Origin of the sequence: Brachybacterium subflavum (assembly GCF_009299795.1) — a bacterium.
Taxonomy (GTDB): domain Bacteria; phylum Actinomycetota; class Actinomycetes; order Actinomycetales; family Dermabacteraceae; genus Brachybacterium; species Brachybacterium subflavum.
In genome coordinates, this window is the sequence record NZ_VIGP01000004.1 from 311,700 (window position 1) to 338,319 (window position 26,620).

Annotated in this window: 19 protein-coding genes; 4 read left to right on the top strand and 15 right to left on the bottom strand. The window is 70.4% G+C overall.

What is annotated here, in order from left to right; translation table 11 throughout:
• Positions 1–51 precede the first annotated feature (51 nt).
• The 4 genes from FHG10_RS11665 to fdxA form a co-directional block, all read right to left on the bottom strand.
• Complete coding sequence (locus FHG10_RS11665; RefSeq protein ID WP_152353504.1) at positions 52–852, bottom strand: class I SAM-dependent DNA methyltransferase; 801 nt, start codon at positions 850–852, stop codon at positions 52–54.
• A 291-nt stretch (positions 853–1,143) separates the two neighbouring features.
• Positions 1,144–2,541 carry a citrate synthase gene (locus tag FHG10_RS11670; RefSeq protein ID WP_152353505.1) on the bottom strand — a complete coding sequence of 466 codons (1,398 nt, stop codon included), beginning with the start codon at positions 2,539–2,541 and terminating at the stop codon, positions 1,144–1,146.
• Positions 2,542–2,736: 195 nt separating this feature from the next.
• A complete protein-coding gene (dapC, locus tag FHG10_RS11675; protein ID WP_152353506.1) occupies positions 2,737–3,930 on the bottom strand; it encodes a succinyldiaminopimelate transaminase in 1,194 nt (397 codons plus the stop codon).
• 50 nt (positions 3,931–3,980) lie between these two features.
• Entirely contained in the window at positions 3,981–4,307 is a 327-nt protein-coding gene (gene fdxA, locus FHG10_RS11680; protein WP_152353507.1) for a ferredoxin, read from the bottom strand.
• Between the two features lie 248 nt (positions 4,308–4,555).
• Here fdxA and FHG10_RS18260 point away from each other — a divergent pair, with 248 nt between their 5' ends.
• Positions 4,556–4,897, top strand: a complete 342-nt coding sequence (locus FHG10_RS18260; RefSeq protein ID WP_227488206.1) for an acetyltransferase — start codon at positions 4,556–4,558, stop codon at positions 4,895–4,897.
• Here the strand turns inward: FHG10_RS18260 and FHG10_RS11690 are convergent.
• From FHG10_RS11690 to FHG10_RS11720, 7 genes are all read right to left on the bottom strand, one after another.
• Complete coding sequence (locus tag FHG10_RS11690) at positions 4,839–5,468, bottom strand: CDP-alcohol phosphatidyltransferase family protein (protein WP_152353508.1); 630 nt, start codon at positions 5,466–5,468, stop codon at positions 4,839–4,841. The two genes, FHG10_RS18260 and FHG10_RS11690, sit on opposite strands and share 59 nt — an antisense overlap.
• A 6-nt stretch (positions 5,469–5,474) precedes the next feature.
• The gene (locus FHG10_RS11695) at positions 5,475–5,999 is read right to left on the bottom strand and encodes a hypothetical protein (RefSeq protein WP_193636288.1); all 525 of its coding nucleotides are present in this window, start codon (positions 5,997–5,999) and stop codon (positions 5,475–5,477) included.
• Positions 5,996–7,918 carry a translational GTPase TypA gene (gene typA / locus FHG10_RS11700; RefSeq protein WP_152353509.1) on the bottom strand — a complete coding sequence of 641 codons (1,923 nt, stop codon included), beginning with the start codon at positions 7,916–7,918 and terminating at the stop codon, positions 5,996–5,998. Before typA ends, FHG10_RS11695 begins: the two co-directional genes overlap by 4 nt.
• Positions 7,919–8,247: 329 nt before the next feature.
• Positions 8,248–10,227 (bottom strand): dipeptide ABC transporter ATP-binding protein, encoded by a 1,980-nt coding sequence (locus tag FHG10_RS11705; RefSeq protein ID WP_152353510.1) that lies wholly within the window; start codon positions 10,225–10,227, stop codon positions 8,248–8,250.
• On the bottom strand, positions 10,224–11,180 hold the full coding sequence (locus FHG10_RS11710; protein WP_152353511.1) for an ABC transporter permease: 957 nt from the start codon (positions 11,178–11,180) through the stop codon (positions 10,224–10,226). The genes FHG10_RS11705 and FHG10_RS11710 overlap by 4 nt, the downstream gene beginning before the upstream one ends.
• On the bottom strand, positions 11,170–12,099 hold the full coding sequence (locus FHG10_RS11715) for an ABC transporter permease (protein ID WP_152353512.1): 930 nt from the start codon (positions 12,097–12,099) through the stop codon (positions 11,170–11,172). The genes FHG10_RS11710 and FHG10_RS11715 overlap by 11 nt, the downstream gene beginning before the upstream one ends.
• Before the next feature lie 203 nt (positions 12,100–12,302).
• A complete protein-coding gene (locus tag FHG10_RS11720; protein WP_152353513.1) occupies positions 12,303–13,946 on the bottom strand; it encodes a peptide ABC transporter substrate-binding protein in 1,644 nt (547 codons plus the stop codon).
• Positions 13,947–14,232: 286 nt separating this feature from the next.
• Between FHG10_RS11720 and pgi the strand changes: the two genes are divergently transcribed.
• Together pgi and FHG10_RS11730 are read left to right on the top strand one after the other, a co-directional pair.
• Positions 14,233–15,939 carry a glucose-6-phosphate isomerase gene (pgi, locus tag FHG10_RS11725; protein ID WP_152353514.1) on the top strand — a complete coding sequence of 569 codons (1,707 nt, stop codon included), beginning with the start codon at positions 14,233–14,235 and terminating at the stop codon, positions 15,937–15,939.
• A 369-nt stretch (positions 15,940–16,308) separates the two neighbouring features.
• Positions 16,309–17,763, top strand: coding sequence for a nucleobase:cation symporter-2 family protein (locus FHG10_RS11730; protein ID WP_227488207.1), 1,455 nt, complete (start codon positions 16,309–16,311; stop codon positions 17,761–17,763).
• A 184-nt stretch (positions 17,764–17,947) separates the two neighbouring features.
• Here the strand turns inward: FHG10_RS11730 and FHG10_RS11735 are convergent, their stop codons facing one another.
• A complete protein-coding gene (locus FHG10_RS11735; protein ID WP_227488208.1) occupies positions 17,948–19,309 on the bottom strand; it encodes an MFS transporter in 1,362 nt (453 codons plus the stop codon).
• Between the two features lie 263 nt (positions 19,310–19,572).
• On the opposite strand from FHG10_RS11735, the gene FHG10_RS11740 reads away from it, so the two are divergent.
• Positions 19,573–20,109: a GNAT family N-acetyltransferase gene (locus FHG10_RS11740; RefSeq protein WP_152353516.1), complete on the top strand. Its 537-nt coding sequence runs from the start codon at positions 19,573–19,575 to the stop codon at positions 20,107–20,109.
• Between the two features lie 123 nt (positions 20,110–20,232).
• On the opposite strand, the gene FHG10_RS11745 is transcribed toward FHG10_RS11740, so the two are convergent.
• From FHG10_RS11745 to dnaE, 3 genes are read right to left on the bottom strand one after another with little or no spacing between them, the layout of a single operon-like run.
• A complete protein-coding gene (locus FHG10_RS11745; RefSeq protein WP_152353517.1) occupies positions 20,233–21,429 on the bottom strand; it encodes an acyl-CoA dehydrogenase family protein in 1,197 nt (398 codons plus the stop codon).
• A gap of 29 nt (positions 21,430–21,458) precedes the next feature.
• On the bottom strand, positions 21,459–22,655 hold the full coding sequence (locus FHG10_RS11750; RefSeq protein WP_152353518.1) for an endonuclease/exonuclease/phosphatase family protein: 1,197 nt from the start codon (positions 22,653–22,655) through the stop codon (positions 21,459–21,461).
• Positions 22,655–26,218 (bottom strand): DNA polymerase III subunit alpha, encoded by a 3,564-nt coding sequence (gene dnaE, locus FHG10_RS11755; protein WP_152353519.1) that lies wholly within the window; start codon positions 26,216–26,218, stop codon positions 22,655–22,657. Before dnaE ends, FHG10_RS11750 begins: the two co-directional genes overlap by 1 nt.
• Positions 26,219–26,620 lie beyond the last annotated feature (402 nt).

Sequence of the window (26,620 nt, forward strand, 5' to 3'; positions counted from 1 at the left end):
TCGGGGTTCGGACCGATTCAGGGCTGGGAACGGGCCAGGGCCAGGAACGGGTCACGGCTCCAGGCGGTAGACGCTCACGTGGTGGCGGGACTCCGCGGTGAACTCGCTGCGATCCCAGTCCGCCCATCGGTGCTCGCGCTCGAAACCGGCGAGGCGTGCCATCAGGTCCATCTCGCTCGGCCAGACATAGCGCTGCGGGGTGCGGCCGATGTGGGCCTCCCGCGGCCCATCGACCGTCGGGTCGAAGCGCACGTGGTGGGAGACGAGCAGCTGCGTCATGGTGTCGATCGTGTCGACGAGCAGATAGCCGGGCTCGCTGACCTCAAGCACCCCGCCCTGTCCGGGGGCGAGGGCGCGCAGCTGGGGCACATACATCTCGACGACGAAACGGCCTCCCGGCCGCAGGTGCCGAGCCGCGTTGCGGAAGCAGGCGACCTGCTCCTCCTGCGTCAGCAGGTTCCCGAGCGTGTTGAAGACCAGGTAGACGAGGGAGAATCCCTCTCCAGCGCTCGCTACGGTCATGTCGTCCTGCACCACGGGGATGCCGGTCTTCCCGGCCGCATCCGTTCCATCCGGCGCGGGCATCTTCTCGCGCAGCCGCGCGATCATCGCCGCCGAGAGTTCGATGCCGGTGAGCTCGACCCCTGCCTCCGACAGCGGGATCGCAACGCGGCCGGTGCCGATCGCGAGCTCGAGGGCGTGCCCGCCGTCGGCCAGATCCCCCAGCAATTCGATCGTCGGCCCCAGCACATGAGGGGAGAACATGCCTTCGCCGGGGGTGTCGTAGGTGCTCGCGGCCTCTTCGTCCCACAGCCTCTGCTGGTCGGGGCCGGCCGCTGGGCTGAGGAGCATGCCGAGCGGCGAGGGTCGTGTTCATCCATCGCCCCATGCTCGCGCCTCGTCCTCGCCGGAGCGACAGATTTTCCGCTTCGCCGAGGATGGCTCTGCCACGCCGCCGACGAGTCGCGCCGTTATGGACGCGCCTTGTTCTCATGGACGGGCCACGGGCCGCGCAGTCACGAACGGGCCGCGTCGTCATGGAGCGGCCTATAGCGGACATCCGTGCGAAATGCTGCGTGGATGTCCGCTATAGGCCGTCGCGTGACGCATCAGCCCCGCGCGCTGGCCGAACCGCCGCCCCGCTCAGTGGTCCTGGCGGCGCTCCTGGGCGATGCGTTCCTGCTGGGCGCGGCGCTCGGCCTCGAGCTCCGCCTGGAGCTGCTCGAGGCGGATCTCCGTGGTGCCGGTGCGCTCGGGCATCGGGGCGTACTCGCGACGCTCGGCGCCGGTGTAGATCTGGCGGGGGCGACCGATCTTCGTCTCAGGGTCGTGGATCATCTCGTTCCACTGTGCGATCCAGCCGGGCATGCGGCCGATCGCGAAGAGCACCGTGAACATCTGCGTGGGGAAGCCCATCGCCTTGTAGATGATGCCGGTGTAGAAGTCGACGTTCGGATAGAGCTTGCGCTCCACGAAGTAGTCGTCCTTGAGCGCGATCTCCTCGAGCTGCATGGCGAGGTCGAGGCGCTCGTCATGGACGCCCAGGCGCTCCAGGACGTCGTCGGCGATCTTCTTGACGAACTTCGCGCGCGGGTCGTAGTTCTTGTAGACCCGGTGGCCGAAGCCCATCAGGCGGATGCCGTCCTCCTTGTTCTTCACGCGCTCCATGAAGTCCTTGGGATCCATGCCGCGCTCGCTGATCTCGTCGAGCATCTCCATGACGGCCGCGTTCGCGCCGCCGTGGGCGGGGCCGGAGAGGGCGCCGATGCCGGCCGAGATCGAGGTGAAGAGGTTGGCCTGCGCGGAGCCGACGAGCCGGACGGCGGAGGCCGAGCAGTTCTGCTCGTGGTCGGCGTGCAGGATCAGCAGCTGCTCGAGCGCGCGCACCACGACTGGGTCGGCGATGTACTTCTCGACCGGGAACCCGAAGGTCAGGCGCAGGAAGTTCTCGATGAGGGAGAGCTGGTTGTCCGGGTACAGGAGCGCGTGGCCCTTGCTGACGCGGTAGGCGTAGGCCGCCATCGTGGGCACCTTGGCCAGCAGGCGGTAGCTGCTCAGACGCACCTGGTCCTCGTCGAACGGGTCGAGCGAGTCCTGGTAGAAGGTCGAGAGCGCGGAGACGCCGGCCTGCATGACGGCCATCGGGTGGGCGTCGCGCGGGAAGCCGTCGAACAGGCTCTTGAAGCGCTCGTCGAGCAGGGTGCGGCGCTCCACGGAGGACACGAAGTTCTCGAGCTGGCCCTGGGTGGGCAGCTCGCCGTTGATGAGCAGGTAGGCGACCTCGAGGTAGCTGGAGTGCTCGGCGAGCTGCTCGATCGGGTAGCCGCGGTAGCGCAGGATGCCCTCGTCGCCGTCGATGTAGGTGATCGACGACTTCGTGTTCGCCGTGTTCATGAAGCCCGGGTCATAGGTCACGTCGCCGGTCTGCTTGCGCAGCGGGGCGATGCTGATGCCGCTGTTGCCCTCGACGGCCTCGACGAAGGGAAGGTCCAGATCCTGGTCGCGGTGGGTGAGGCGGGAGGTCGGCGTCGCGTTGTTCATGTGCTCTCCGTTGTGCATCGGCGTCGGTGGGGGCCGACGGGCGACCCTGGTTCGTGCGGCGGGGCGCGGTGCGCGGCCCGATGGTCGTGCGGGGGACGCGGGGCGCGTCCCGGGGGTTGGTCCGGTCCGGGGACCGGTGCGGTCGGGTGCGGGTCGGGGCCGGGGCCGACGGGGCCCGCGGGTCCCGGCGGCGGGTCAGCGGCGGGTGAGCCGCTCGACCGCTGCGGAGATCCGTTCGTCGCTCGCCGTCAGTGCGATGCGGACGAATCGCTCCCCCGCCTCACCATAGAACATTCCGGGGGCGCAGAGGATTCCCAGCTTCGCGAGCTCCTGGACGCTGGCCATGGAGTCCTCGCCGAAGGAGGTCCACAGGTACAGCCCCGCGCGCGACCCGTGGATCTCGCCGCCGAAGCCCTCGACGGCCTCGCGGAGCGCGGTGCGGCGGGCACGGTAGACGCCGTGCTGGGCGCGCACGGCGTCGTCGTCGGCGAGGGCGGCGGCCATGGCGGCCTGCACGGGTGCGGGAAGCATCATGCCGGCCTGCTTGCGGATGGCGGTGAGCTCTCCGATCAGCGCCGGGTCGCCGGCGACGAACGCCGCCCGGTAGCCCGCGAGGTTCGACTGCTTCGAGAGCGAGTAGACGCACAGCAGGCCGGTGAGGTCGCCGCCGTGCACGCGCGCATCCAGGATCGAGGGCACCTCCTCGACGTCCCAGGGCAGCAAGGCATAGCACTCGTCGGAGGCGACGATGACACCCCGCTCCCGCGCCCAGGACACGATGCTGCGCAGCTGCTCGACGTCCAGGACCTCGCCCGTGGGATTCCCCGGGGAGTTCAGCCACAGCAGACCGATCCGCTCGAGATCCTCGGCCGCGATCGCGGCGTCCCCCTCGGCGGCCAGGCGCTCCATGTCCACGGGGACGCTGCGGGCGCCCACGAAGCGCGCCCCCATGTCGTAGGTCGGGTAGGCGATGTGGGGGAAGGCGACGGCGCCGTCCGCACCGATGCCGAGCTGGAAGGGCAGGTGGGCGACGAGCTCCTTGGAGCCGACGGTCGGCAGCACGTGCTCGTGGCCGATGCCCGCCGCGCCGTCGGACACGGCGCCGGACCCGTCTCCGGCGTCGCGGCGCCTCACCACGAAGTCCACGAGCGCATCGCGCAGGGCCGTGGTGCCGACGGTGGTCGGGTACCCGTGGGCGTCGGACGCCTCGCGCAGCGCCTGCTGCACGCGTTCGGGGGTCGGGTCGACGGGCGTGCCGACGGACAGGTCGACGAGTCCGCCCTGGTGGGCGCTCGCCACGCGCTTGGCCTCCTCGAGGGAGTCCCAGGGGAAGGCGGGCAGGCGCGCGGCCAGGGGCTCGCGCGGGGCCGACGGGCGGTGCTGCGCCATCAGATCCTTCTTTCCAGACTTCATCCCGGGCCGCTCAGCGCAGGGTCGCGTCACGCGTCGTTCGGGTTCGGCGGGAGGGCTTCGATGAGCGGGTGGTCCTTCTCGATGACGCCCATTTTCGCAGCGCCGCCCGGGGCGCCGAGCTCGTCGAAGAACTCGACGTTGGCCTTGTAGTAGTCGGCCCACTCGTCCGGGAGGTCGTCCTCGTAGAAGATGGCCTCGACCGGGCAGACGGGCTCGCAGGCGCCGCAGTCCACGCACTCGTCGGGCTGGATGTACAGCGACCGGTTCCCCTCGTAGATGCAGTCCACGGGGCACTCGTCCACGCATGCCCTGTCCTTCACGTCCACGCAGGGCAGGGCGATGACGTACGTCATGCGGCGATCCTTCCAGGGGCAGGGACCGGACGACGGCCGGGGCTGCACCTGCGCCCGGCCGGGGCCGGGGCGGGTGCGGCGCCGGAGCGGGCCGACGCGATGGTCCCAGGATGTTCTCGGGCTCCCGGGGCGAGGGAGCCGTCCCCATCATGTCACCGTCGCCCGTGCCTCCGGGGCCCACGGACCGCCCTCCGGAGCGCAGGTGACGAGGTCGACATCGCGGTGGCCCCCGCCGATAGCCTGGAGCCATGTCCCAGGAGCACTCCCCGGATCCCCCACCCGGCGCGACGCCCGGCGATCATCCGGGTGCCGACGGCGCTGCGTCGCCGGGTCCCGCTCGGCGTCCTCGACCCGGCTGGGCGCCGTTCCTGCAGGTGGGGACGCGCGTGGTGGTGCGCTATGCGATCGACCGCAGCGCGTCGCCGCACGGCGAGGGGATGACCGACGCACTGGGCGTCATCGAGGCGGCCGACGCGGACACGGTCACGATCGCGACCAAGCGCGGCAGCGACCGGGTGGTGCGAGGCCTGGTCACCGCCGCCAGGCCGGTGCCCGATCCTCCCCGCCGCCGCGGTGGCGCAGGGCGCTGAGCAGGTAGTCGACGCCGGCGATCACGTGCAGCAGCACGCCGACCCACACGAGCACGCGCAGTGCCGGGATCGCCGCGGGCAGCCACGCGGCCGCCGCGGCGAGCAGGAACACGGCCGACATCAGCACCGCCGTGCGCGCCTTGCCGATCCGCGAGACGGGCAGCGCTCCCCCGGCGGCTGTGCGCCCGGCGAGCACGAGCAGCACGATGTCCACGAGGGCGATCACGCCCAGCGGGATCCACGAGAGCACGCCGGCGAGTGCGAGCGAGAGCACCACTCCCACGAGGCCCAGACGGTCGGCGATCGGATCGATGATCGCGCCGGTGCGGCTGGTCTGGTGCAGGACGCGGGCCAGCAGCCCGTCGACCCAGTCCGTGAGCGCCCAGACCAGCAGCAGGATCACGGCGAGCGGGTCGGGACCGCCGTCCACCAGCAGCACGCACACCGGCACGAGCAGCAGGAAGCGCAGCAGCGTGACCGCGTTGGGGATCGTCGCCCAGTCCGGGCGTCCCGGCGCACCGGGAGCGGATGCACCGCGCGCGGCGGGGCGGCGAGGTTCTTGGGCCTCCACGCCCGCTCAGGCCCGTCGGCCGACGGAGCTCGCCGAGCCCGACCCGCCCGTCGGGCGGGTCGGCCGCGAGGCGAGGTGCTGGATGCCCAGGAACACGAAGGGCACGACGATGCCGATGCCCTGCACGATCCAGCCGGAGATCTGCGCCTTCTGCGCGATGACCGCGGGCATCAGCACTCCCCCGCCCGGGCTGGTGCCGGCGAAGGGGAGCACCATCAGGCCCCAGATGCAGCCGAGCACCACCACGGGCAGCCGCGCGCCGGTCGCGGCCCACAGGAAGGTCGACGCGGCGAACTGGAAGACGGCGCCGAACACGAGACCCACGGGCAGGTCGACGCCCGCGATCGTGAGCTGCAGGCGGTGCATCGTCACCAGCAGGAGCACGGAGACCACGGCCACCACGATCGCGGCGACGACCTGGGAGATCCTGGCCGCGATCGAGGTGGTCGCCGGCGCCGTGCGCTCGGAGGCCCCCGGCGCGGTGCGCACGGGGGTCCCCGGCGCCGCGCGTCCGGAGGGGCCTGGGGTCACGCCGTGCCCTTGGTCTTCCCGCGCAGCTTGGAGCGCTCCTGGGCGCTGAGGGCGACCTTGCGGATGCGGACGATCTCGGGGGTGACCTCGACGCACTCGTCCTGGTTTGCGAACTCGAGGGACTCCTCGAGGGTGAGCTTGCGCGGCGGCACGAGGTTCTCGAACGCCTCGGAGGAGGCTGCACGCATGTTCGTCAGCTTCTTCTCCTTGGTGATGTTGACGTCCATGTCCTCGGCGCGCGAGTTCTCGCCGACGATCTGGCCCTCGTAGACCTCGCTCGTGGGCTCGACGAAGAAGGAGCCGCGCTCCTGGAGGTTGATCATCGCGTACGGCGTCACGACGCCCGCACGGTCGGCGACCAGCGACCCCGAGGTGCGGAACTCGATGTGGCCCATCCAGGGCTCGAACCCGTCGGCGTAGGAGGAGGCGATGCCGTTGCCGCGGGTCTCCGTGAGGAAACGGGTGCGGAAGCCGATGAGGCCGCGCGAGGGCACCAGGAACTCCATGCGCACCCAGCCGGAGCCGTGGTTGCTCATGGTCTCCATGCGGCCCTTGCGGGAGGCCATCAGCTGGGTCACGGCGCCCAGGTACTCCTCGGGCACGTCGATGGTCATCCGCTCGACGGGCTCGCAGGTCTTGCCGTCGATCTCGCGGGTCAGCACGCGGGGCTTGCCCACGGTGAGCTCGAAGCCCTCGCGGCGCATCTGCTCGACGAGGATCGCGAGCGCGAGCTCGCCGCGGCCCTGGACCTCCCAGGCGTCGGGGCGCTCGGTGGGCAGGATCTTCAGGGACACGTTGCCCACGAGCTCGGCGTCGAGGCGGTCCTTGACCTGGCGGGCGGTGAGCTTGTGGCCCTTGCCGTTCTTGCCGGCCAGCGGGGAGGTGTTGATGCCGATGGTCATGGAGATCGCCGGGTCGTCGACCGTGATCAGGGGCAGCGGGCGCGGGTCCTCGACGTCGGTGAGGGTCTCGCCGATCATGATCTCGGGGATGCCGGCGACCGCGACGATGTCGCCCGGGTGCGCCGTGCGGGTCATGGGCTCGCGGGCGAGTCCCTTGGTCTCCAGCAGCTCGGTGATCTTCACGGTCTTCGTCTCGCCGTGACGGGTGCACCAGGCGACCTGCTGGCCCTTGCTGAGCTCGCCGCTCTTGACGCGCAGCAGCGCGAGGCGGCCCAGGAACGGCGAGGCGTCGAGGTTGGTGACGTGCGCCTGCAGCGGCATCTCGTCGTCGTAGCTCGGCGCGGGGATCGACTCGATGATCGTCTTGAACATGGGCTCGACGTTCTCGGATGCCGGGAGCTCGCCGTCGGCCGGCTGCTCGAGATCGGCGCGTCCGGCCTTGCCCGAGGCGTAGACGACGGGCACGTCGAGGACGGCGTCGAGGTCGAGGTCCGGGACCTCGTCGGAGAGGTCGGAGGCCAGGCCCAGCAGCAGGTCGGTCGACTCGCCGACGACCTCCTCGATGCGGGCGTCGGGGCGGTCGACCTTGTTGACCACGAGGATCACGGGGAGCTTCGCGGCGAGCGCCTTGCGCAGCACGAAGCGGGTCTGCGGGAGGGGGCCCTCGGAGGCGTCCACGAGGAGCACCACGCCGTCGACCATCGAGAGGCCGCGCTCGACCTCGCCGCCGAAGTCGGCGTGGCCGGGGGTGTCGATGACGTTGATGGTGATGCCGTCGGGCTCGCCGTTCGCCGCCGCTGACGGTCCGTGATACCGGATCGCGGTGTTCTTGGCGAGGATCGTGATGCCCTTCTCGCGCTCGAGCTCACCGGAGTCCATGGCGCGGTCGTCGTGCTTGTCGCGCTCGCCGAGGGCGCCGCCCTGCGTGAGCATGGCATCCACAAGAGTGGTCTTGCCGTGGTCGACGTGGGCGACGATAGCGACATTGCGCAGGTCGGTGCGGTGCTGGAGGGACATGCGGGGGCTGCTCGATTCGTCGTCGGAAGGCGGCGCACTCTCCACGTCGCCGCCCCGCGGAATTCCCGGCACCGGCCTCTGCGAGGAGGCTCGTGCACGGGGGTCCGGGGCGTGCGGACACGATGCGCCGGAGAGATTCTACCGTCCGACGAGGCCGATCCCGAGGTGCGCTTGGACACGCCGTGCAGAAGCGCCCACGGCCGACGGCCCACCGCGCTGCGCGAGGAGGCGGTGGGCCGTCGGTGGAGCCGCACGTGGCGGCGCGAGCAGATCGGGCTCGGCCTGGATGACCGGGCCGAAATCACCCGACCGCGGTCATTCGGCCGGGATCAGGCGTGCCCGGCCCCGCTGAAGGGATCCTCGGGATCCCCGCCCAGCGGGTGGTGGCCATCGGTCCCGTCATCGTCTCCGCCCCGGGCGCGCTCCGCCTCGGGAACCTCCGTGTCGACGTCCACCTCGATGGTCTCGGCGCCCGCGAGCGGGATCGAGCCGCCGGGGATCGCCGCGAGCAGCCGCTTGGTGTACTCCTGCTGCGGATCGTGGAAGACGGCATCGGTCGAGCCGTGCTCGACGACGCGTCCCTTCTCCATCACCACCGTGTGATCGGCGATCTGACGCACGACGGCGAGGTCGTGGGTGATGAACAGGTAGGACAGCCCCAGCTCGGACTGCAGGTCGTTGAGCAGGTGCAGCACCTGGTCCTGGACCAGCACGTCGAGGGCGGAGACGGCCTCGTCGCACACGACGACCTCGGGGTCCAGGGCGAGCGCACGGGCGATCGCGATCCTCTGGCGCTGCCCGCCCGAGAGCTCGTTGGGATAGCGGCGCATCATCGAGGCCGGCAGGGCGACCTTGTCGAGCAGGTCGCGGACCTTCGCCTCCCGGGACGTCGCGTCCCCGATGCCGTGCAGGCGCAGCGGCTCCTCGATCGTGCGGAAGATCGAGTACATCGGGTCGAGCGTGCCGTAGGGGTTCTGGAAGATCGGCTGCACGCGGCGGCGCAGAGCCATCATCTCCTTCCCCTTCATCCCGGCGACGTCCCGACCCTCGAACAGCACGCGACCCGACGTGGGCTCCAGCAGACGGAGCACCATCTGGGCGACCGTCGACTTCCCCGAGCCGGACTCCCCCACGATGGCCGTGGTCGTGCCGCGGCGCAGGTCGAAGGAGACGTCGTCGACGGCGGTGAAGGGCGTCGTCCTCCACGGCACCTTCCCGCGCAGCGGGAAGACCTTGGTGAGGTTCTGGACGCTGATCACCGTGTCCTCGCCGCTGCTCGCAGCGGCCGCGCCGGACCCTGCGCCATCGGCAGAGGCGTCCGCGTCGGCAGGGGTGTTCGGACCGGAAGCCCTCTCGGACGCCGCAGCGGACTCGTCGGCCACAGCGGGCGCCGCCTGCTGCGCCGCGTCCTGCGCCGCATCCTGCGCCGCGTCCTGCGCGTCGCCGCCCTTGGTCGAGACCAGTCGTCGCGAGGCGAGCGACGGCGCCGCGCCGATCAGCCGCTTCGTGTACGGGTGCTGCGGGTCCTGGAGGATCTGCAGTGCGGGACCGGACTCGACGATCTGCCCCTTGTACATCACCACCAGGTGCTGGGCGCGCTCGGCGGCCAGGCCCAGGTCGTGCGTGATCAGCAGCACCGCGACGCCGAGCTCGGCGGTCAGGGTGTCGAGGTGGTCGAGGATCTGCTGCTGGACGGTGACGTCCAGGGCGCTCGTCGGCTCGTCGGCGATGAGCAGTCGGGGCCTCGCGGCGAGGCCCATGGCGATCAGGGCGCGCTGGCGCATGCCGCCGGAGAACTCGTGCGGGTACTGGCCCGCGCGGCGCTCGGCGTCGGGCAGGCCCGCCTCCTCGAGCAGCTCGACGGTGCGCTTCCTGGCCGCTGCCCCGTTGGCGACGCCGTTGGCGGCGAGCGCCTCGTCGATCTGGGAGCCCACCTTCCACAGCGGGTTGAGGTTGCTCATCGGGTCCTGCGGGACCAGTCCGATCTCGCTGCCGCGCAGCGCGCGGATCTGGCCGAGAGGCACGGAGGTGATGTCCTTGCCGTCGAAGCGGATCGAGCCGCCGGTGACGCTGCCGTTCGGGGGAAGCAGACGTGCGATGCTCATCGCCGTCGTCGACTTGCCCGAGCCGGACTCGCCGACGATCGCGACGGTCTCGCCCGGATAGACCTCGAGGTTCGCCCCGCGCACGGCGTGCACGGGCCCGCTGCCGGTCGTGAACGTGATGTCGAGGTCGCGGATCTCGAGCAGCGCTCCGGCCTCGGTGCTGGCGGGCTGATCGCCCGTACGGGGTGCAGTGGTGGCGCTCATCGCTTCCTCGCCTTGGGGTCCAGGGCGTCGCGGACGGCGTCGCCGAGCATGATGAAGCTCAGCACGCAGATCGCGAGCGCCACTGACGGGTAGAACAGCATCATCGGGTTGTTGCGCAGCGCGGGCTGGGCGTCCGAGATGTCGCTGCCCCACGAGATCGAGCCGTTGCCGAGCCCGAGGTAGGACAGGGTCGCCTGGGCGACGATGAACACGCCCAGGTTCACGGTGGCCGTGACGATCACCGGGGCGATCGCGTTGGGCAGCACGTGCTTGGCGAGGTTCGTCAGCTTCCCTGCGCCGAGCGCGGTAGAGGCCGTCACGAAGTCCTGGCTCTTGACCGAGAGCACGGCGCCGCGGGTGATGCGGGCGATGTTCGTCCAGCCGAAGACCGCGAGGATCAGGGCGATCGTGAAGGTGCTGACCCCGCTGCTCAGTGCGGTGAAGGCGACGATCGCGCCGAGCACGAGCGGCAGCGCGAAGAAGATCTCGGTGACGCGGGAGAGGACCTCGTCGATCCAGCCGCCCACGTAGCCGGCGAAGGCGCCGATGACCACGCCGATGACGGTCGAGATGACCATGGCGAAGAAGCCGACGCTCAGCGAGGTGCGCGTGCCGTAGAGGATGCGCGCCCAGACGTCGTACCCCTGGACGGTCGTGCCCAGCAGGTGGCCGTCGCCCGGTTTCTGGTTGGAGACCCCGAGGTCGCCCTTCGTGGGGTCGTAGTCGGTGAAGATCCCGGGGAACGCCGCGATGAACAGCAGGACCAGGATCAGCAGGGCGGAGATCACGAACACGGGGTTGCGGATCAGGTTGTGCGCGGCCTCGCCCCACATCGAGCGGGGAGCAGCGGTGGTGTCCACCGCGTCGACCTCGCGCAGCGGCGTCTCGTCCAGGGGCGCGACGAAGTGTGCGTCGGCCGGGCGCAGGGTGCGGGAGCTGTGATCACTTCGCATGGCGGATCCTCGGGTCGAGCACGGCGTAGAGCAGGTCCACGACGAGGTTGGTGAGCAAGAAGATCATCACCATGATCGTGACCACGGAGACGATCACGGGACTCTCGGACTTGTTGATCGCCTGGTAGAGCACCGATCCGATGCCGTGGATGTTGAAGATGCGCTCGGTGACGATCGCGCCGCCCATGAGGGCGCCGAGGTCGGCGCCGATGAACGTCACCACGGGGATCAGCGAGTTGCGCATGATGTGCTTGGAGATCACGCCGGTGCGCGAGAGTCCCTTGGCGGTCGCGGTGCGCACGTGGTCGGCCGTCGCGACCTCGGTGATCGAGGTCCGGGTCAGCCTCAGCACATACGCGAAGGAGACGACGCCGAGCACGAACCCTGGCAGGAGCAGGTTCTGGAGGCTCGCGTCGCGTCCGACGTTCACGGGCACCACCCCGAGCTTCACGCCGAGGGTGAACTGGGCGACGAAGCCGATCACGAAGGTGGGGACCGCGATCACCAGGAGCGAGACCATCAGCAGCGTGGTGTCGATCCAGGTGCCCTTCTTCAGGCCCGAGATGACGCCTGCGACGATGCCGAGGATGGTCTCGAAGACGACCGCGATGATCGCGAGGCGGAAGGTCACGGGGAACGCATCGCGGATCTGCTCGATGATCGGCCGGCCGTTGAAGCCGACGCCGAAGTCGCCGCGCACCACCTTCCCCACGTAGATCAGCCACTGCACGATGAGCGGCTTGTCCAGGTTGTACTGCGATCGGAGCTGGTCCTGCACGGCCGGCGAGAGGGGCTTGTCGCCCATGATCGCCTGGATCGGATCGCCGCCCGCGTAGAACGCCATGACGTAGATCAGCAGGGTCGCACCGAGGAAGACGGGGATCATCTGCAGCAGTCGCCGCCCGATGTACCAGATCACTGGGTCACCTCAGGTTGATGGGAGAGGACGACGATCGCCGTCCCGGGGAAGCTGGCCGGAGCGCTCGCGCGGGGCCGCCGATGGTCGCGGCCGGGCCGACGCGGGGCCGGGCCTCGAGCCGACGGTCCTGGACGGACCTCGGGGCGGGAAGGGCTGTGTGCCCCTCCCGCCCCGGCATCAGCGGATGCGCGCAGCTCCGTCGATCACTTGGTGATCGCGTAGTACAGCGGGACGGTGTCCCAGCCGTACTTCACGTCGGAGACGTTCTCGGAGAAGCCGCCGAAGGTGTTCTGGTACCACAGCGGGATCGCCGGCAGGTCCTCCATGAGGATCGCCTCGGCCGCCTTGTACTTCTCGATCGCCGCGTTCTCGTCGGCCGCCGAGAGCCCTTCCTTGAGCAGGTCGTCGAACTCGGGGTTCTTGTAGTCGCCGTCGTTCGAGCCCTTGCCGTCGGCCGCGGCCGAGGAGTAGAGGGGGCCCAGGAAGTTGTAGGCCGAGGGGTAGTCGGCCTGCCAGCCGGAGCGGAACGCGCCCTTGAGCTCGCGCTTGGTGATCTGCTCGCGGAAGTCGCCGAAGGCCGGGAACGGCTTGCCCTTGGCGGTGATGCCCAGGGTGTTGGCGATGGAGTTGCACACGGCGTCGACCCAGTCCTTGTGCGGGGCGTCGGCGTTGTAGGCGAGGGTGAACTCGCCCTTGAAGGGCTGCTTCTTCTCCGCCTGCTCCCAGAGCTTCTTCGCCTCGGCCTCGTCGAACTCGAGAACCTCGGCGCCCGGGATGTCCTTCTCGCCGCCGCCGGGGATCACCGGGGCGATGAAGTCCGTGGCGGGGGTGCGGGTGCCGTAGAAGAGCTTGTCGCAGATCTGCTTGCGGTTGATCGCCCGGGAGATGGCCTTGCGGCGCAACGTGCCGGCCTCGCCCGAGAAGTTCGGGTCGTTCTGGGCGATCGTGAAGGACTGGAACACGGCGCCGGGATCGTTGACCGCGCGGTCGCCCAGGGTGTCCTGGTAGCTCGACAGGGCCGAGGTCGGGATGAGGTCGGTGACGTCGACCTCGCCGGACTCCAGGTCGCCGTACATGGTGTCGTCGGACGAGTAGATCGTGAAGGTCACGCCGGCGTTCTTCGCCTTGCGGGGGCCGTCGTAGTTGTCGTTGGGCACGAGCACGATCTGCTGGTCGTGGTCCCAGGTGTCGACCATGTAGGGGCCGTTGGAGACCGGCTTCTCCCCGAAGGACTTGGTGTCGTCGTAGAACGACTCCGGCAGCGGCGAGTAGGCGCTGTAGCCCAGGCGGTTGGGGAAGTCCGACTGCTCGGAGACGAGCTTGACGGTGAAGGTCAGGTCATCGACGACCTTGAGGCCCGAGAGCGTCTCCTTGCCGGTGGCCTTGTCGGCGCTGACCTTGTCGAAGCCCTCGATGGGCTCGAAGAAGCTCTGGCTGAGCTGGGCGTTCTTGGTGTTCGCGCCGAAGTTCCAGGCGTCGACGAACGACTTCGCGGTCACCGGCGAGTCGTCGGAGAACTTCTGACCGTCCTTGATCTTGATGGTCCAGGTCTGGTTGTCGTCGGACTCGATCGAGTCGGCGACGTCGTTCTCGACCGTGCCGTCCGCCTTGTAGTAGACGAGGCCCGCGAAGACCGAGGTGATGATGCGGCCGCCGCCCACCTCATTGGTGTTGGTCGGGATCAGCGGATTCTGGGGCTCGGTCTCGTTGGCGTAGACCGGATCGCCCGAGCCGCCGCCGGAGCCGCCGTCGCCGCTGTCGCTCCCGCCGCCGCAGGCGGACAGGGCGAGCGCGGCGGTGCCGGCCACGCCGGTGCCGATGATCATCGAACGTCGCGAGATGGACATGGACACTCCTTAGTGTCATGGGATGCCGCGGCCGCATCTGCGGTCGGATCTCCGTACGGGTTCACGCTCTGGGGATCCATGCGGATCGTGGCGCGCATCCTCCAGTGTGCACGACGTGACGGGGTGCATAGCGCAAGAAGTGTCCATCCATTGGTCACGATCCGGTCACTGCTCCGTCCGGCGGTCGACGCCGGAGAGATGCTGGGGAGCAGGCTGAGAGGACTGAGTTCCCACATCGGGCTCCCCCGTCTCGCCCTGGCGCCGCCGCGCGAGCGACAATGGGACCATGACTTCCGCACAGAACACCCAGACACCGCAGGACGCGCCCGTCGACCCCACGACGACGGACGCCTGGGAGCAGCTCCTCGCGCACGACGAGTCGCTCGACGGCTCGCTGCGCGAATGGTTCGACGAGGACCCGCAGCGCGCCGAGCGCCTCACCCATCAGGCCGCCGACCTGCACGTGGACCTCTCGAAGAACCTCGTGACACCGGAGACCGTGGAGTTGCTGCTGCACCTTGCCGAGCAGACCGGCGTGCTCGCCCGCCGCGACGCCATGTTCGCCGGCGAGCACATCAACACCACCGAGGACCGCGCCGTGCTGCACACGGCGCTGCGCCGCCCCGAGGGCGCCTCCCCCGACCTCGTCGTCGACGGCCAGGACATCGACCACGACGTGCACGAGACCCTCACCCGCATCTACGACTTCGCCCGCAAGGTCCGCTCGGGCGAGTGGACCGGCGTGACCGGCAAGAGGATCGAGACCGTCGTGAACATCGGCATCGGCGGCTCCGACCTCGGTCCCGTCATGGTCTACGAGGCGCTCAAGCCGCTCGCCCAGGAGGGCCTGCAGGCGCGCTTCATCTCGAACATCGACCCGACCGACGCGTACGAGACGACCACGGACCTCGACCCCGAGACGACCCTGGTCATCGTCGCCTCCAAGACGTTCACGACGCTCGAGACGATCACCAACGCGCGCCTGGTGCGCGAATGGCTGCTCGCTGGCCTGCGCGAGAACGCCGGGCTCACCCCCGAGCAGGAGAAGGAGGCCGTGGCCAAGCACTTCGTCGCGGTCTCGACCGCGCTCGACAAGGTCGAGGCCTTCGGCATCGATCCCGCCAACGCCTTCGGGTTCTGGAACTGGGTGGGCGGCCGCTACTCCGTGGACTCCGCGATCGGCACCGTGCTCGCCACGGTCCTGGGCCCCGAGGCCTTCGAGGAGCTGCTTGCGGGCTTCCACGCGATGGACGAGCACTTCCGCACCGCCCCCGCGGCGCAGAACGTGCCGCTGCTCATGGGCCTGCTGAACATCTGGAACGTGAACTTCCTGGAGGCGGAGACCCACGCGGTCCTCCCCTACTCCCAGTACCTGCACCGCTTCCCCGCATACCTCCAGCAGCTGACCATGGAGTCCAACGGCAAGTCGGTGCGCTGGGACGGCTCCACCGTGGTCACCGAGACCGGCGAGGTCTTCTGGGGCGAGCCCGGCACCAACGGCCAGCACGCCTTCTACCAGCTCATCCACCAGGGCACCCGGATCATCCCCGCGGACTTCATCGCCTTCGCGAATCCCGTGCGCCCGCTCAAGGACGGCGAGCAGGACGTCCACGAGCTGTTCCTCGCCAACTTCTTCGCGCAGACCAAGGCCCTGGCCTTCGGCAAGACCGAGGAGGAGGTCCGTGCCGAGGGCACCGACGGTCCGCTCGTGGCCGCCCGCATGTTCTCCGGCGACCGTCCGTCGACCTCGATCATGGCACCCTCGCTCACCCCGAGCGTGCTGGGCCAGCTGATCGCCCTGTACGAGCACATCACCTTCGTGGAGGGCTCCGTGTGGGGCATCAACTCCTTCGACCAGTGGGGCGTGGAGCTCGGCAAGCAGCTCGCCAAGGACCTCGCCCCGGCCGTCGCCGGGGACGATGCCGCCATCGACGCCCAGGATTCCTCGACCGCCGAGCTGATCCGCTACTACCGGGACCACCGCACCGTCTGATCCGGCACCCGGGCTGAACCGGCACCCGGGCGCGCGACGTCCGGACTCCGCCCCGGCACCCGGCACCCGGCACCCGGTCGACGGAAGCACCACGAGTGGTACGAAACGGTCGCCATGAGCACTCATGGCGACCGTTTCGTACCACTCGTCGTCCTCAGGCCGACGCCGGACCGCCCCACGCCCCGCGCCCCGCGCCCCGCGCCCCGGCGTCTCATCGCACACGCCGCTGCGTGCCGCGGGATCCGCCGCGGGTACGCTGATCCCAGCGCTCACCGTCGCCGCGGTGGGCGCTTCTGCATTCCGCCCGGTCGTCGCGCTGCGCACCGCGACCGGGTCGACCGCCCCCGCTCCCCCGCGTCAGGACCCTCCGTGCCCGAGACCCCCACCCCGAGACTCCCGTCGACCGCCGCCGAGCAGAGCGGCGCGCGGACCGACCTCGGTCTCCCACCCGCTCCCGCTGCGTCGGCCGCTGCACCAGTCGACCCGTCGGCCCCCACGCCCCCGCCATCGCCCACGCGCCCCGAGGACGAGCGCCTGCCGCTCGCCCGCAGCCTCGTCTTCGGCGCCCAGCACGTGCTCTCCATGTACGGCGGCGTGGTCGCCGTCCCGCTGATCGTCGGCGGTGCCGCCGGCCTGCCCGGCGACCAGATCGGGGTGCTCGTCGCCTCCGCGCTGTTCGTCTCCGGCGTGACCACGCTCCTGCAGTCGCTGGGCATCCCGTTCTTCGGGGCGAAGCTGCCGCTCGTGCAGGGCACCACCTTCGGCGCGGTCTCGACGATGCTCGTGATCATCGCGGGCGACGGCGGGCTCCCCTCGGTGTTCGGCGCGGTGATCGTCGCCGGCATCGTCGGCTTCCTGCTCGCACCGGTGGTCTCACGGCTGCAGCCCCTGTTCCCGCCGGTCGTGACCGGCACGATCATCGCTGCCATGGGCATCTCGCTGCTGCCGGTGGCCGCCGGCTGGATCATGGGCACCGAGGGAGCTGAGGGCTACGGCAGCGCCCTGCACCTCGGTCTCGCCGCGCTCACGCTCGTCGCGGTGCTCGTGTTCTCGCGGATCCGCGCGCTCTCGGGCGTCGCGATCCTGCTGGGCATCGCCGTGGGCACGGTGATCGCCGCGATCGCCGGGGCCGCGGACTTCTCCGGCGTCCTCACCGGCAGCGTCGTCGCCCTCCCGCGCCCGTTCGCCTTCGGCCTGCCCACCTTCCACCTCGCCGCGATCATCCCGATGGTCGTGGTCATCATCGTGACGCTCATGGAGACCACGGCGAACCTGTTCGCGGTCACCAAGGTCGTCGGCACCGATCTGCCGCCGCGGCGCCTGGCCGACGGTCTGCGCGCCGACATGGCCGCGAGCGCGCTGGCCCCGCTCGTGAACTCGTTCCCGGCGACCGCGTTCGCGCAGAACATCGGCCTGATCTCCGTGACCCGGGTGCGGTCCCGCTTCACCGTCGCCGCGGGAGGCGTGATCCTCGTGCTGCTGGGCCTCGTGCCGCTGCTGGGCCGTGTGGTCGCTGCCGTCCCCCAGCCTGTGCTCGGCGGCGCCGGGATCGTGCTGTTCGGCTCGGTCGCCGCCGCGGGCATCCGCACCATCGGCGAGGCCCCGCGCCGCGACGACCGCGATGCCGGCCACGACACCCTGATCGTGGCGGTCTCCCTGTCGCTCGCCGTGCTGCCGGTCGCCATGCCCGCGCTGTACGACGCCCTGCCCTCGCTCGCCGCGATGGTGCTGGGCTCCGGAGTGAGCGCCGCCGCCTTCAGCGCCGTGCTGCTGAATCTGCTGCTCAAGGGACGCGGAGGCATCCGTCCGCACGACCACCTGTAGACAGGGCCGCCCGCTCGGGCACCCGGGCGCTCGCTCCGCCTGTCGCTCAGGCGGCGAAGCGCCCAGCCGCCCAGCCGCCCAGGCAGAAGAATGAGGCTGGCGAACCAAGAACCTGCGTCCTTGGTTCGCCAGCCTCATCTCTTCCGTCCTCGGTCGACGGGTCGTGCCGCACCGCGGCGCCCACTCAGGCCAGGAAGTCGACGTCCTTGGTCTCGGAGCCGACGAACAGTGCAACCAGGGTGACCACAGCGGCCAGCGCGAGGTAGCCGCCGACCAGCCAGAGCTGGCCGTCCATCGCCGTCCACAGGGCGATCAGCGCGTAGGGCGCGGGCGCCGCTCCGATCACCGAGGCCATGTTGTAGCTGACGGCGCTGCCGGTGTAGCGGACGTCGGCCTTGAACATCTCGGGCAGGAATGCCGCCATCGGACCGAAGGTGAGACCCATGAGCGTGAAGCCGATGATCAGCGCGACCATGACTCCCACGGTGCCCGCGCCCACCAGGGGGTGCAGGAGCAGGCCGTAGATGCCGATCAGCACGGTGACGATGAGCAGCATGCGGCGCCGCCCCATGCGGTCGGCGAGCGGGCCGGAGACCACGGTGAAGATGCCGAAGAAGACCACGCCGATGATGAGCATGGTGAGGAAGACCGGCCGGTCGTAGCCGAGTCCGGGGACCGCCCCGTCGGTCGGCGTGGTGCCGACGACCATCAGGAACGCGGTCATCATGTAGAAGAGCACGTAGGTCGCGACCATGGCGAGCGTCGCGAGGATCAGCGGCTTCCAGGCGGTCTTGAACACGCGGGCGATCGGCACCGAGGCGACGCGCTGCTCGTCGAGGACCTTCTGGAAGGCGGGGGTCTCCATGAGCTTCAGCCGCACCCAGAGGCCGACGATCACGAGCGCCGCGGAGAACAGGAACGGGAGGCGCCAGCCCCAGGAGGCGAACTGGGCGTCGGTCATGGTGAGGCTGAGGATCACGAACAGGATGTTCGAGAGGATGAAGCCGATGGGCGCGCCGAGCTGCGGGAAGGTGCCGTAGAGGGCGCGCTTGCCGGGCGGGGCGTTCTCGGTAGCGAGCAGGGCCGCACCGGACCATTCGCCGCCCAGTCCCACGCCCTGGCAGAAGCGCAGGAGCACGAGGATCGCTGGCGCGAGGATCGTGAAGCCGGGAGCGGAGGCGGTGGGCAGCACGCCGATGAGGAAGGTCGCGATGCCCATCACCAGCAGGCTCGCCACGAGCGTGCGCTTGCGGCCGATGCGGTCGCCGAAGTGCCCGAAGATGATCGAGCCGATGGGGCGCGCGAAGAACGCGACGCCGAAGATGGCGAAGGAGCTCAGCAGCTGCGTCGTGGGCGTCTCGTTCGGGAAGAAGAGCGCGGGGAAGACGAGCGAGGCGGCGGTCGCGTACGCGTAGAAGTCGAAGAACTCGATGGTCGTGCCGACCATCGAGGCGACGATCACGCGTCCGCGGGTGTTCGCGGGGGCTGCGTCGGGAGCGTTCGGCTCGGAGGGGGCCGACGCGGTCGGGGCGGGATAGTGCGTCACGATCGGCGAACCTACGCTCAAGTCTCGACATGCGGAACTGTGTCCGATATATGGACTCTGCCCGTCCGTGAGACGACGAGAGCCCGGGCACCTCGTCGGGAGAGACTCGGGAGGGAGCGGCTCGGGGGGGGGGAGCGGTTCGGGGTCGGCGCGGAGACGGCGCCGCTCGCCGGTGATGCGGTGCACGCAGCGGTGACCGAGGGCACCGTCCGTCGTCCACAGTCGCCGGGCGCCCTCCGCCTCCTCGCTCTAGTCTGTGGGCTGTGCCCCCTGCGACGCCCCGAGACCTGACTCCTGACGAGGCCCGCGCGCGCCTCGAGGAGGTGCTCGAGGTGTATCGCACGGCGTGGGATGCGAGCGCCGCGCTGCTCGACCATCTGCGCGGGAGGATCCGCCACTCGCTCTCCGCGGTGCCCAGCACGCGGATCACCGTGGTCGAGGACGAGCGCACCTCCCAGATCTTGTCGATGCTGTTCGGCCACGTCTACCATCCGAGCTCCTGGTGGCCGCAGCAGGTGCAGGGCGCTCTCGAGACGGCGGGCCTGGCCGAGTGGACGCACGACGCCTTCGAGGTGGTCGAGCTCGCGACGGCGCCGTGGGCGCGCGGCCGCGGCTTCGCCCGCTCCCTGCTCGAGCATCTCCACGCCACCATGCCGCAGGCGACCTCGCTGCTCTCGACCGGCCCGGACAATCCCGCGCGGGCGCTCTACCGCCGCTGCGGCTACGTCGAGCTGCTGCCGGACTTCCGCTACGCGATCACCGGCTCCCCCGCCGTCGTGCTCGGGTACCGCCGCGGCTGAGGAGCCGCCGGACCGACGGGTCCTCGGTCGGAGCCGCCGCGTGCCGCCGGGCCGACGGGTCCTCGGTCGGAGCGGCCCAGGTCCGAGCGGCCCCGGTCGGATCGCCGACGGGCCCGCTCAACCTCACTCCTCGCGGTCGGCTCCGATGTCGCCGAGCAGCGCCTTCGCGTAGTAAGCGTGCACGGACTCCTCGTCCGAGGGGTGGTAGAGGCCCGCCCGGACGTCCCGCAAGAGCCGCTCGAGCTCCGAGGTGCGGGAGAAGTGCGCACCGCCGCTCGCGCGCAGCACCTGGTCGACGGCGCCGATCGCCGCCTCGGTCGCGCGATGCTTGACGCCCGAGAGCTGCAGGAACCACCGCGACCCGTGGTCGACCGCTCCAGGGCCGCCCTCCCCGGTGCCGAGGTCGTCGAGGTCCGCGAGCAGCTTCTCGATCTGCAGCACGGAGCCGTCCAGGGCGATCGCGGCCGCGGCGAGGCGCCGTCGGACATCCGGGTCGTCGGCATGGACGATGCCGCGGGTCACGCTGCGGCGCCGCAGCGAGATCTGCCGGCCCACCTCGAGGGCGCGCTCGGCGAGCCCCGTGTAGACCGAGGCGAGCAGCAGCTCGAAGGCGCCGAAGATGCCCATCACGAAGGGATCGGTGTTCGGGCCGACAGGCGTGCGGGTGATGACGTCGTCGGCCGCGAGGTGCGCACCGTGCAGCCGGGTGGTGCGCGACTGGGTGGCGCGCATGCCGTGGGTGTCCCAGTCCTCGAGGGTCTCGACCACGGCGGTGCGCTCGATGGAGCCGAACACGAGGGGGAGCTCCAGGTCGTCCTCGGGGATCCGGGCGTGGACCACGAGCCGGTCCCACACGGGGGCCAGGGAGGTGAAGATCTTGGTGCCCTCCAGCAGGTACCCGCCCTCGCCGTCGCCCGTCGCGCTCGTGCGGGAGTCGAAGAGCATCGCCGCGTTGCCGGGCTCGGAGATGCCGAAGGCGAGCAGGCGGCCGTCGAGGGCGTGAGCGAGCAGCGGCTCGACGTGCTCCGCGCCGAGACGGTGGGCATGCAGGGCGGCGCCCGTGATCACGAGGTGCATGTTCATCGCCAGGGCGGTCGCGGGGGCGGCGCCCGCGAGGCGGCGCTGGATGCGGCTCGCCTCCAGCAGGCTCGCCCCGAGCCCGCCGAGATCGCGCGGCACGAGCAGACGCAGGTATCCCCGCTCCCGCAGCTCCTCGAGGTCGTCGCGCGGGAAGGTGTTCTCCCGATCATGGACGGCGGCACGCTCGCGGAACGCGTCCCGCAGCGCATCGGGCAGGAGCGCGGTGGCATCGACGGTCATGGCCCCACCGTAGGCCAGGCGGATGGGACTCAGGCCTGGTCGATGTGCGCGAGCGTCGCGACGACCGGTCGATGGTCCGACGACTTCCCGGGCGCCACCTCCACGGCGCGCACGGACAGGGGCCCGTGCACCCAGATCCCGTCGATCCTGCGCACCGGGAACACCGCCGGGAAGGAGCCGCGGACCGCTCCCCCGCGCCCGCGCCCCGACCTGCTGCCCGGCCTGGTCCCCGCGCCCGGGATTCGTGAGGCCACAGCCGAGACCACGTTGGCGAGGGCGGAGGCCACGGCGGTGACGGCGACGGCGAGCACGGGCGCGCGCAGCGCCGCCCCGAGCCCCGCCGTGGGCCGCTCGGCCCCGACGCCGTCTGCGCGTGCGCGCGGAGCGCGGCCGCTCGCCTCGAGCGCCGCATCCCGCCATCCCGCGCCGGCGAGCAGCTGCATCTCCGGGGCGCCCTGGTCGGCGTTCATGTCCCCGAGCAGCAGCGTGGGGACGTCGACCGCTGCCCCCGCGTCCGGTGCCCCTTCTCCCCCGCCGCCCGTGGCACCCGCACCGTCCGCGGAACCCGCACCGACCGTCGATCGTGCGCCGTCGTCCGATCCCTCGCCGGGCCCGGACGGCCGTCGGCCCATCGCATCCCGTGCGCGTCGGGCCGCGAGTTCGATGATCCGGCCGATCTGCGCGACGCGGTGCTCGCGGCGCTCCTTGTCGAGGTGGGTGACGAGGACGGTGAGGTCGGGCTCCGTCGATCCGCCCGGTGCCTGCGCCCCCACCGCCGCGATCGTGCCCGAGCCGTTCGACGCACCGCGTCCGGTCCTCACGCTCGCGCACAGCACGGCGCGCGGCTCGCGCAGCGCGCCGAAGCCGCGGCCGGCGGGCAGCAGGTGCGTCTCGGATTCGAGGATCTGGCCCCTGACCAGCAGTGCGACCCCGTACTGGCGGCGCGGCCCGTCCGGGTCCGTCCCGGGGCGGTCGATGGCCGGCGCGAAGGCGACGTCCATCCCGACCATCTCGGCGAGTGCCCGGGCCTGGTCCTCGCCCGCGGAGCGGTCGCCGAAGGCGACGTCGACCTCCTGCAGCCCCACGACGTCCGCGTCCAGGGCGCGGATCTCCCCCGCGGTGCGGGCGAGGTCGAGATGATCGTCGGCCGAGGCGCCGTGATGGATGTTGAAGGTCGCCGCGCGCAGCGTCCCGGCGCGGTCGGCCCGACCCCCGTGCGCGCTCATCAGTGCAGGCAGCCCGGGCCCAGCAGAGCCTTGAGCGAGGCGTACAGCGCGGCCGACGGCGAGACCGCGAGCCTGCGGTCGAGCTCCATGAGCGTGGAGCGTCCGGGCTCCTGGAGCTTCAGCCGCACCTCGCTCATGCCGCGGTTGTCCTCGAGCACGCCGCGCAGGTCCTCGGCGATCCGCTGGGTGAAGCGGGCCGCGGGCACGGTGATGATCACGGGTCCGTCGGTGCCCATCGAGCTGGAGGTGTCGGGGATCGTCATCTCCATGACGCGCATCTCGGGCATGCCCTTGGAGGTGTCGACGCGACCCTTCATGGAGACCACGAGGTCCTCGGCGAGCTCGGTCGCGACGGTCTGGTAGGTGGTCGGGAACAGCAGGCAGTCGATCGCGCCCTCGAGGTCCTCGACCGTGGCGATCGCCCACATGTCGCCCTTCTTGGTGGTCTTGCGCTGCAGGCCCGTGATGAGGCCCGCGATCGTGACCATCGTGCCGTCCTCGATCGCGCCGTCGTCCGCCAGGGAGCTGATCGTGGTCGTGGAGTTCTGGGCGATGATGTGCTCGAGCCCGTGCAGCGGGTGGTCCGAGACGTACAGGCCCAGCATGTTGCGCTCGAAGGCGAGCTTCTCCTTGCGGTCCCACTCGGGGACCTCGGGGATCGTGATCGTCGCCGAGGACCCGGAGTTCTCCTCGCCGTCCTCGCCGCCGCCGAACAGGTCGGAGCCGAAGAGGTCGTACTGGCCCTGGGCCTCCTTGCGCTTGACGCCGACCACGGAGTCCACGGCGTCCTCGTGGATGAGGACGAGCGAGCGGCGGTTGGCGCCCAGGGAGTCGAAGGCGCCGCCCTTGATGAGGGACTCGATGGTGCGCTTGTTGCACACGGTGAGCGGGACCTTGTCCAGGAAGTCGGTGAAGGACGTGAAGGCGCCCTTCTCCTCGCGGGCCTGCAGGATCGCCTCGACGACGTTCGCGCCCACGTTGCGGATCGCGGAGAGCCCGAAGCGGATGTCGTCGCCGACGGCCGAGAAGTACATGTCGGACTCGTTGACGTCCGGGGGCAGCACGGTGATCCCGTGGTGGCGGCAGTCGCCGAGGTAGAAGCCGAGGCGGTCGCGGTTCTCCTGGGTGGAGGTGAGCAGGGCCGCCATGTACTCGGTCGGGAAGTGCGCCTTGAGGTAGGCCGTCCAGTAGGAGACCACGCCATAGGCGGCCGAGTGCGACTTGTTGAACGCGTAGTCGGCGAAGGGCAGCAGCGTGTCCCAGAGCGCCTTGATGGCGGCGGCGGAGTAGCCCCGCTCCTTCATGCCGGCCTCGAAGGAGACGTACTGCTTGTCCAGCTCAGCCTTCTTCTTCTTGCCCATCGCGCGGCGCAGGATGTCGGCCTCGCCGAGCGAGTACCCGGCGACCTTCTGCGCGATCTGCATGACCTGCTCCTGATAGACGATCAGGCCGTAGGTCTCGGAGAGGACCTCCTGCAGGGGCTCCTCGAGCTCGGGGTGGATGGGGGTGATGTCCTGCAGCCCGTTCTTGCGCAGGGCGTAGTTCGTGTGGGAGTTCATGCCCATCGGGCCGGGGCGGTAGAGGGCGCCGAGCGCGGAGATGTCGCCGAACTTGTCGGGCTTCATCTGCCGGCAGAGCTCGCGGTAGCCGGCGGAGTCGAACTGGAACACGCCCGCGGTGTCGCCGCGCTGGAGGAGGGTGTAGGGCGCGGGGTCGTCGAACTCGAGTGTCTCCAGGTCCGGGGCGGTCTTCCCGTTCTTCCCGATGTTGTCGAGGGCGTCGGAGACGATCGTGAGGTTGCGCAGTCCCAGGAAGTCCATCTTCAGCAGCCCGAGCGCCTCGCACTCGGGGTACTCGAACTGGGTGATGACCTGGCCGTCCGAGGGGCGGCGCATGATCGGGATGATGTCCGTCAGGGTGTGGCTGGACATGATGATCCCGCAGGCGTGCACGCCCCAGCCGCGGGCCAGGCCCTCGACGCCCTTGGCGATCTCGAGGACGCGCTGCGCGTCGGGGTTCTCGTCGACGACGCGACGGAACTCGCCGGCCTCGGCGTAGCGCTTGTGCTCGGGGTCGTGGATGCCGGAGAGCGGGATGTCCTTGCCCATGACCGACGGCGGCAGGGCCTTGGAGAGCATGTCGCCCATCGCGTACGGGTAGCCCAGCACACGGGAGGCGTCCTTGAGGGAGTTCTTGGTCTTCATGACGCCGAAGGTCACCAGCTGGGAGACCTTGTCGTCGCCGTACTTGCGGGTCACGTACTCGATGACCTCGCCGCGGCGGCGATCATCGAAGTCGACGTCGAAGTCGGGCATGGAGACGCGGTCGGGGTTCAGGAAGCGCTCGAACAGCAGGCCGTGCTCGAGGGGGTTCAGGTCGGTGATGCGCATGGCGTAGGCGACCATCGAGCCGGCGCCCGAGCCTCGTCCCGGTCCCACGCGGATCCCGTTCTCCTTGGCCCACTTGATGAAGTCGGAGACGACGAGGAAGTAGCCCGGGAAGCCCATCTGGGTGATGATCCCGGTCTCGTACTCGGCCTGCTTCTTCACGTCGTCCGGGATGCCGCCGGGGAAGCGGTACTCGAGTCCCCTCTGGACCTCCTTGATGAACCACGAGTGCTCGTCCTCGCCGGGCGGGCAGGGGAAGACGGGCATGAAGTTCGCGCCCTCGGCGGTCGTGGTGAAGGAGACCTCGCACATCTCGGCGATCTTCAGGGTGTTGTCGCAGGCCTCGGGGAGCTCGCGGAACAGCTCGCGCATCTCGCGGGCGGACTTCAGGTAGTAGCCGGAGCCGCCGAACTTGAAGCGCCCGGGGGTGTCGAAGGTGGAGCCCGAGTTGATGCACAGCAGGGCGTCCTGGATCTTCGCGTCCTCCTCCGTGACGTAGTGGAGGTCGTTGGTCGCCAGCAGCGGCGCGCCGATGTGCTTCGAGAGCTCGATGAGCTCCTTGGTCACGCGCTTCTCGAGATCGAGGCCGTGGTCCATGAGCTCGACGAAGTAGTTCTCCTTGCCGAACATGTCCTGGAACTCGCCGGCGGCCTTCACGGCCTCGTCCCACTGGCCCAGGCGCAGGCGGGTCTGGACCTCGCCCGAGGGGCAGCCGGTGGAGGCGATCAGACCGCTCGAGTACTTCTGCAGGATCTCGCGGTCCATGCGCGGCCACTTGCCCATCTGGCCGTCCAGCGAGGCCTCCGAGGCCAGGCGGAACAGGTTGTGCATGCCCTCTGTCGAGCGCGAGAGCAGGGTGAGGTGGGTGTAGGCGCCGCGGGCGGAGACGTCGTCCCCGGCCTCCTGCTGGGCCTTGGTGCCCCACTGCACGCGGGTGCGGTCGTGGCGGCTGGTCCCCGGAGTCACGTAGGCCTCGACGCCGATGATCGGCTTCACGCCGGCGGCCGTGGCGGTCTTGTAGAACTCGTAGGCGCCGAACACGTAGCCGTGGTCCGTGATGGCGATGGCCTTCTGGTCCTGGCGGACCACCTCGTCGATGAGCTTGTCGACCTTCGCGGCCCCGTCCAGCAACGAGTAGTCGGTATGGACGTGGAGGTGAACGAAGTCGTCGGCCATGCGCTCCAGCGTACTGGTGAGGGCCGACGGACGGGCCGCCCCGGCGGGGCTCGGAAGGGTCGGGGAGGTCACCCCGGCGGGTCGGGCGCGTCGGGAATGCGGACGCGGCTCCGGGCGTTCGCGGCGCGGTGCATGGAGGGGCGAACGGGATGTCCAGCAGCAGGTGGGACCGCGGCGGGCGGGCGGGAGGCGAGGCGGTGCAGACCAGACGGGTGCTCTGGACGGACGAGAGGTCCGCCGGGGCGGGCATACGGTCTGGTCCGGAGGCTTCTGCACCGACCACCTGTCACCGAACGGCCCATAGCGAACATCTGCGCAATATGCCGCATGGATGTCGCGCCGGGGCCGTCGCGTGACGCGATGGACGCCTCCGCCAGCGGATGCGACTGCGCGCCGCAGCCT

Bases quoted from the DNA above. Each gene is read 5' to 3' on its own strand.
- FHG10_RS11720 (WP_152353513.1), bottom strand. From the start codon at position 13,946: ATGTCCATCTCGCGACGTTCGATGATCATCGGCACCGGCGTGGCCGGC.
- FHG10_RS11665 (WP_152353504.1), bottom strand. From the start codon at position 852: ATGCTCCTCAGCCCAGCGGCCGGCCCCGACCAGCAGAGGCTGTGGGAC.
- dnaE (WP_152353519.1), bottom strand. From the start codon at position 26,218: ATGGCCGACGACTTCGTTCACCTCCACGTCCATACCGACTACTCGTTG.
- FHG10_RS18260 (WP_227488206.1), top strand. From the start codon at position 4,556: ATGTCCCAGGAGCACTCCCCGGATCCCCCACCCGGCGCGACGCCCGGC.
- FHG10_RS11670 (WP_152353505.1), bottom strand. From the start codon at position 2,541: ATGAACAACGCGACGCCGACCTCCCGCCTCACCCACCGCGACCAGGAT.
- pgi (WP_152353514.1), top strand. From the start codon at position 14,233: ATGACTTCCGCACAGAACACCCAGACACCGCAGGACGCGCCCGTCGAC.
- typA (WP_152353509.1), bottom strand. From the start codon at position 7,918: ATGTCCCTCCAGCACCGCACCGACCTGCGCAATGTCGCTATCGTCGCC.
- FHG10_RS11705 (WP_152353510.1), bottom strand. From the start codon at position 10,227: ATGAGCGCCACCACTGCACCCCGTACGGGCGATCAGCCCGCCAGCACC.
- fdxA (WP_152353507.1), bottom strand. From the start codon at position 4,307: ATGACGTACGTCATCGCCCTGCCCTGCGTGGACGTGAAGGACAGGGCA.
- FHG10_RS11750 (WP_152353518.1), bottom strand. From the start codon at position 22,655: ATGAGCGCGCACGGGGGTCGGGCCGACCGCGCCGGGACGCTGCGCGCG.
- dapC (WP_152353506.1), bottom strand. From the start codon at position 3,930: ATGGCGCAGCACCGCCCGTCGGCCCCGCGCGAGCCCCTGGCCGCGCGC.
- FHG10_RS11745 (WP_152353517.1), bottom strand. From the start codon at position 21,429: ATGACCGTCGATGCCACCGCGCTCCTGCCCGATGCGCTGCGGGACGCG.
- FHG10_RS11710 (WP_152353511.1), bottom strand. From the start codon at position 11,180: ATGCGAAGTGATCACAGCTCCCGCACCCTGCGCCCGGCCGACGCACAC.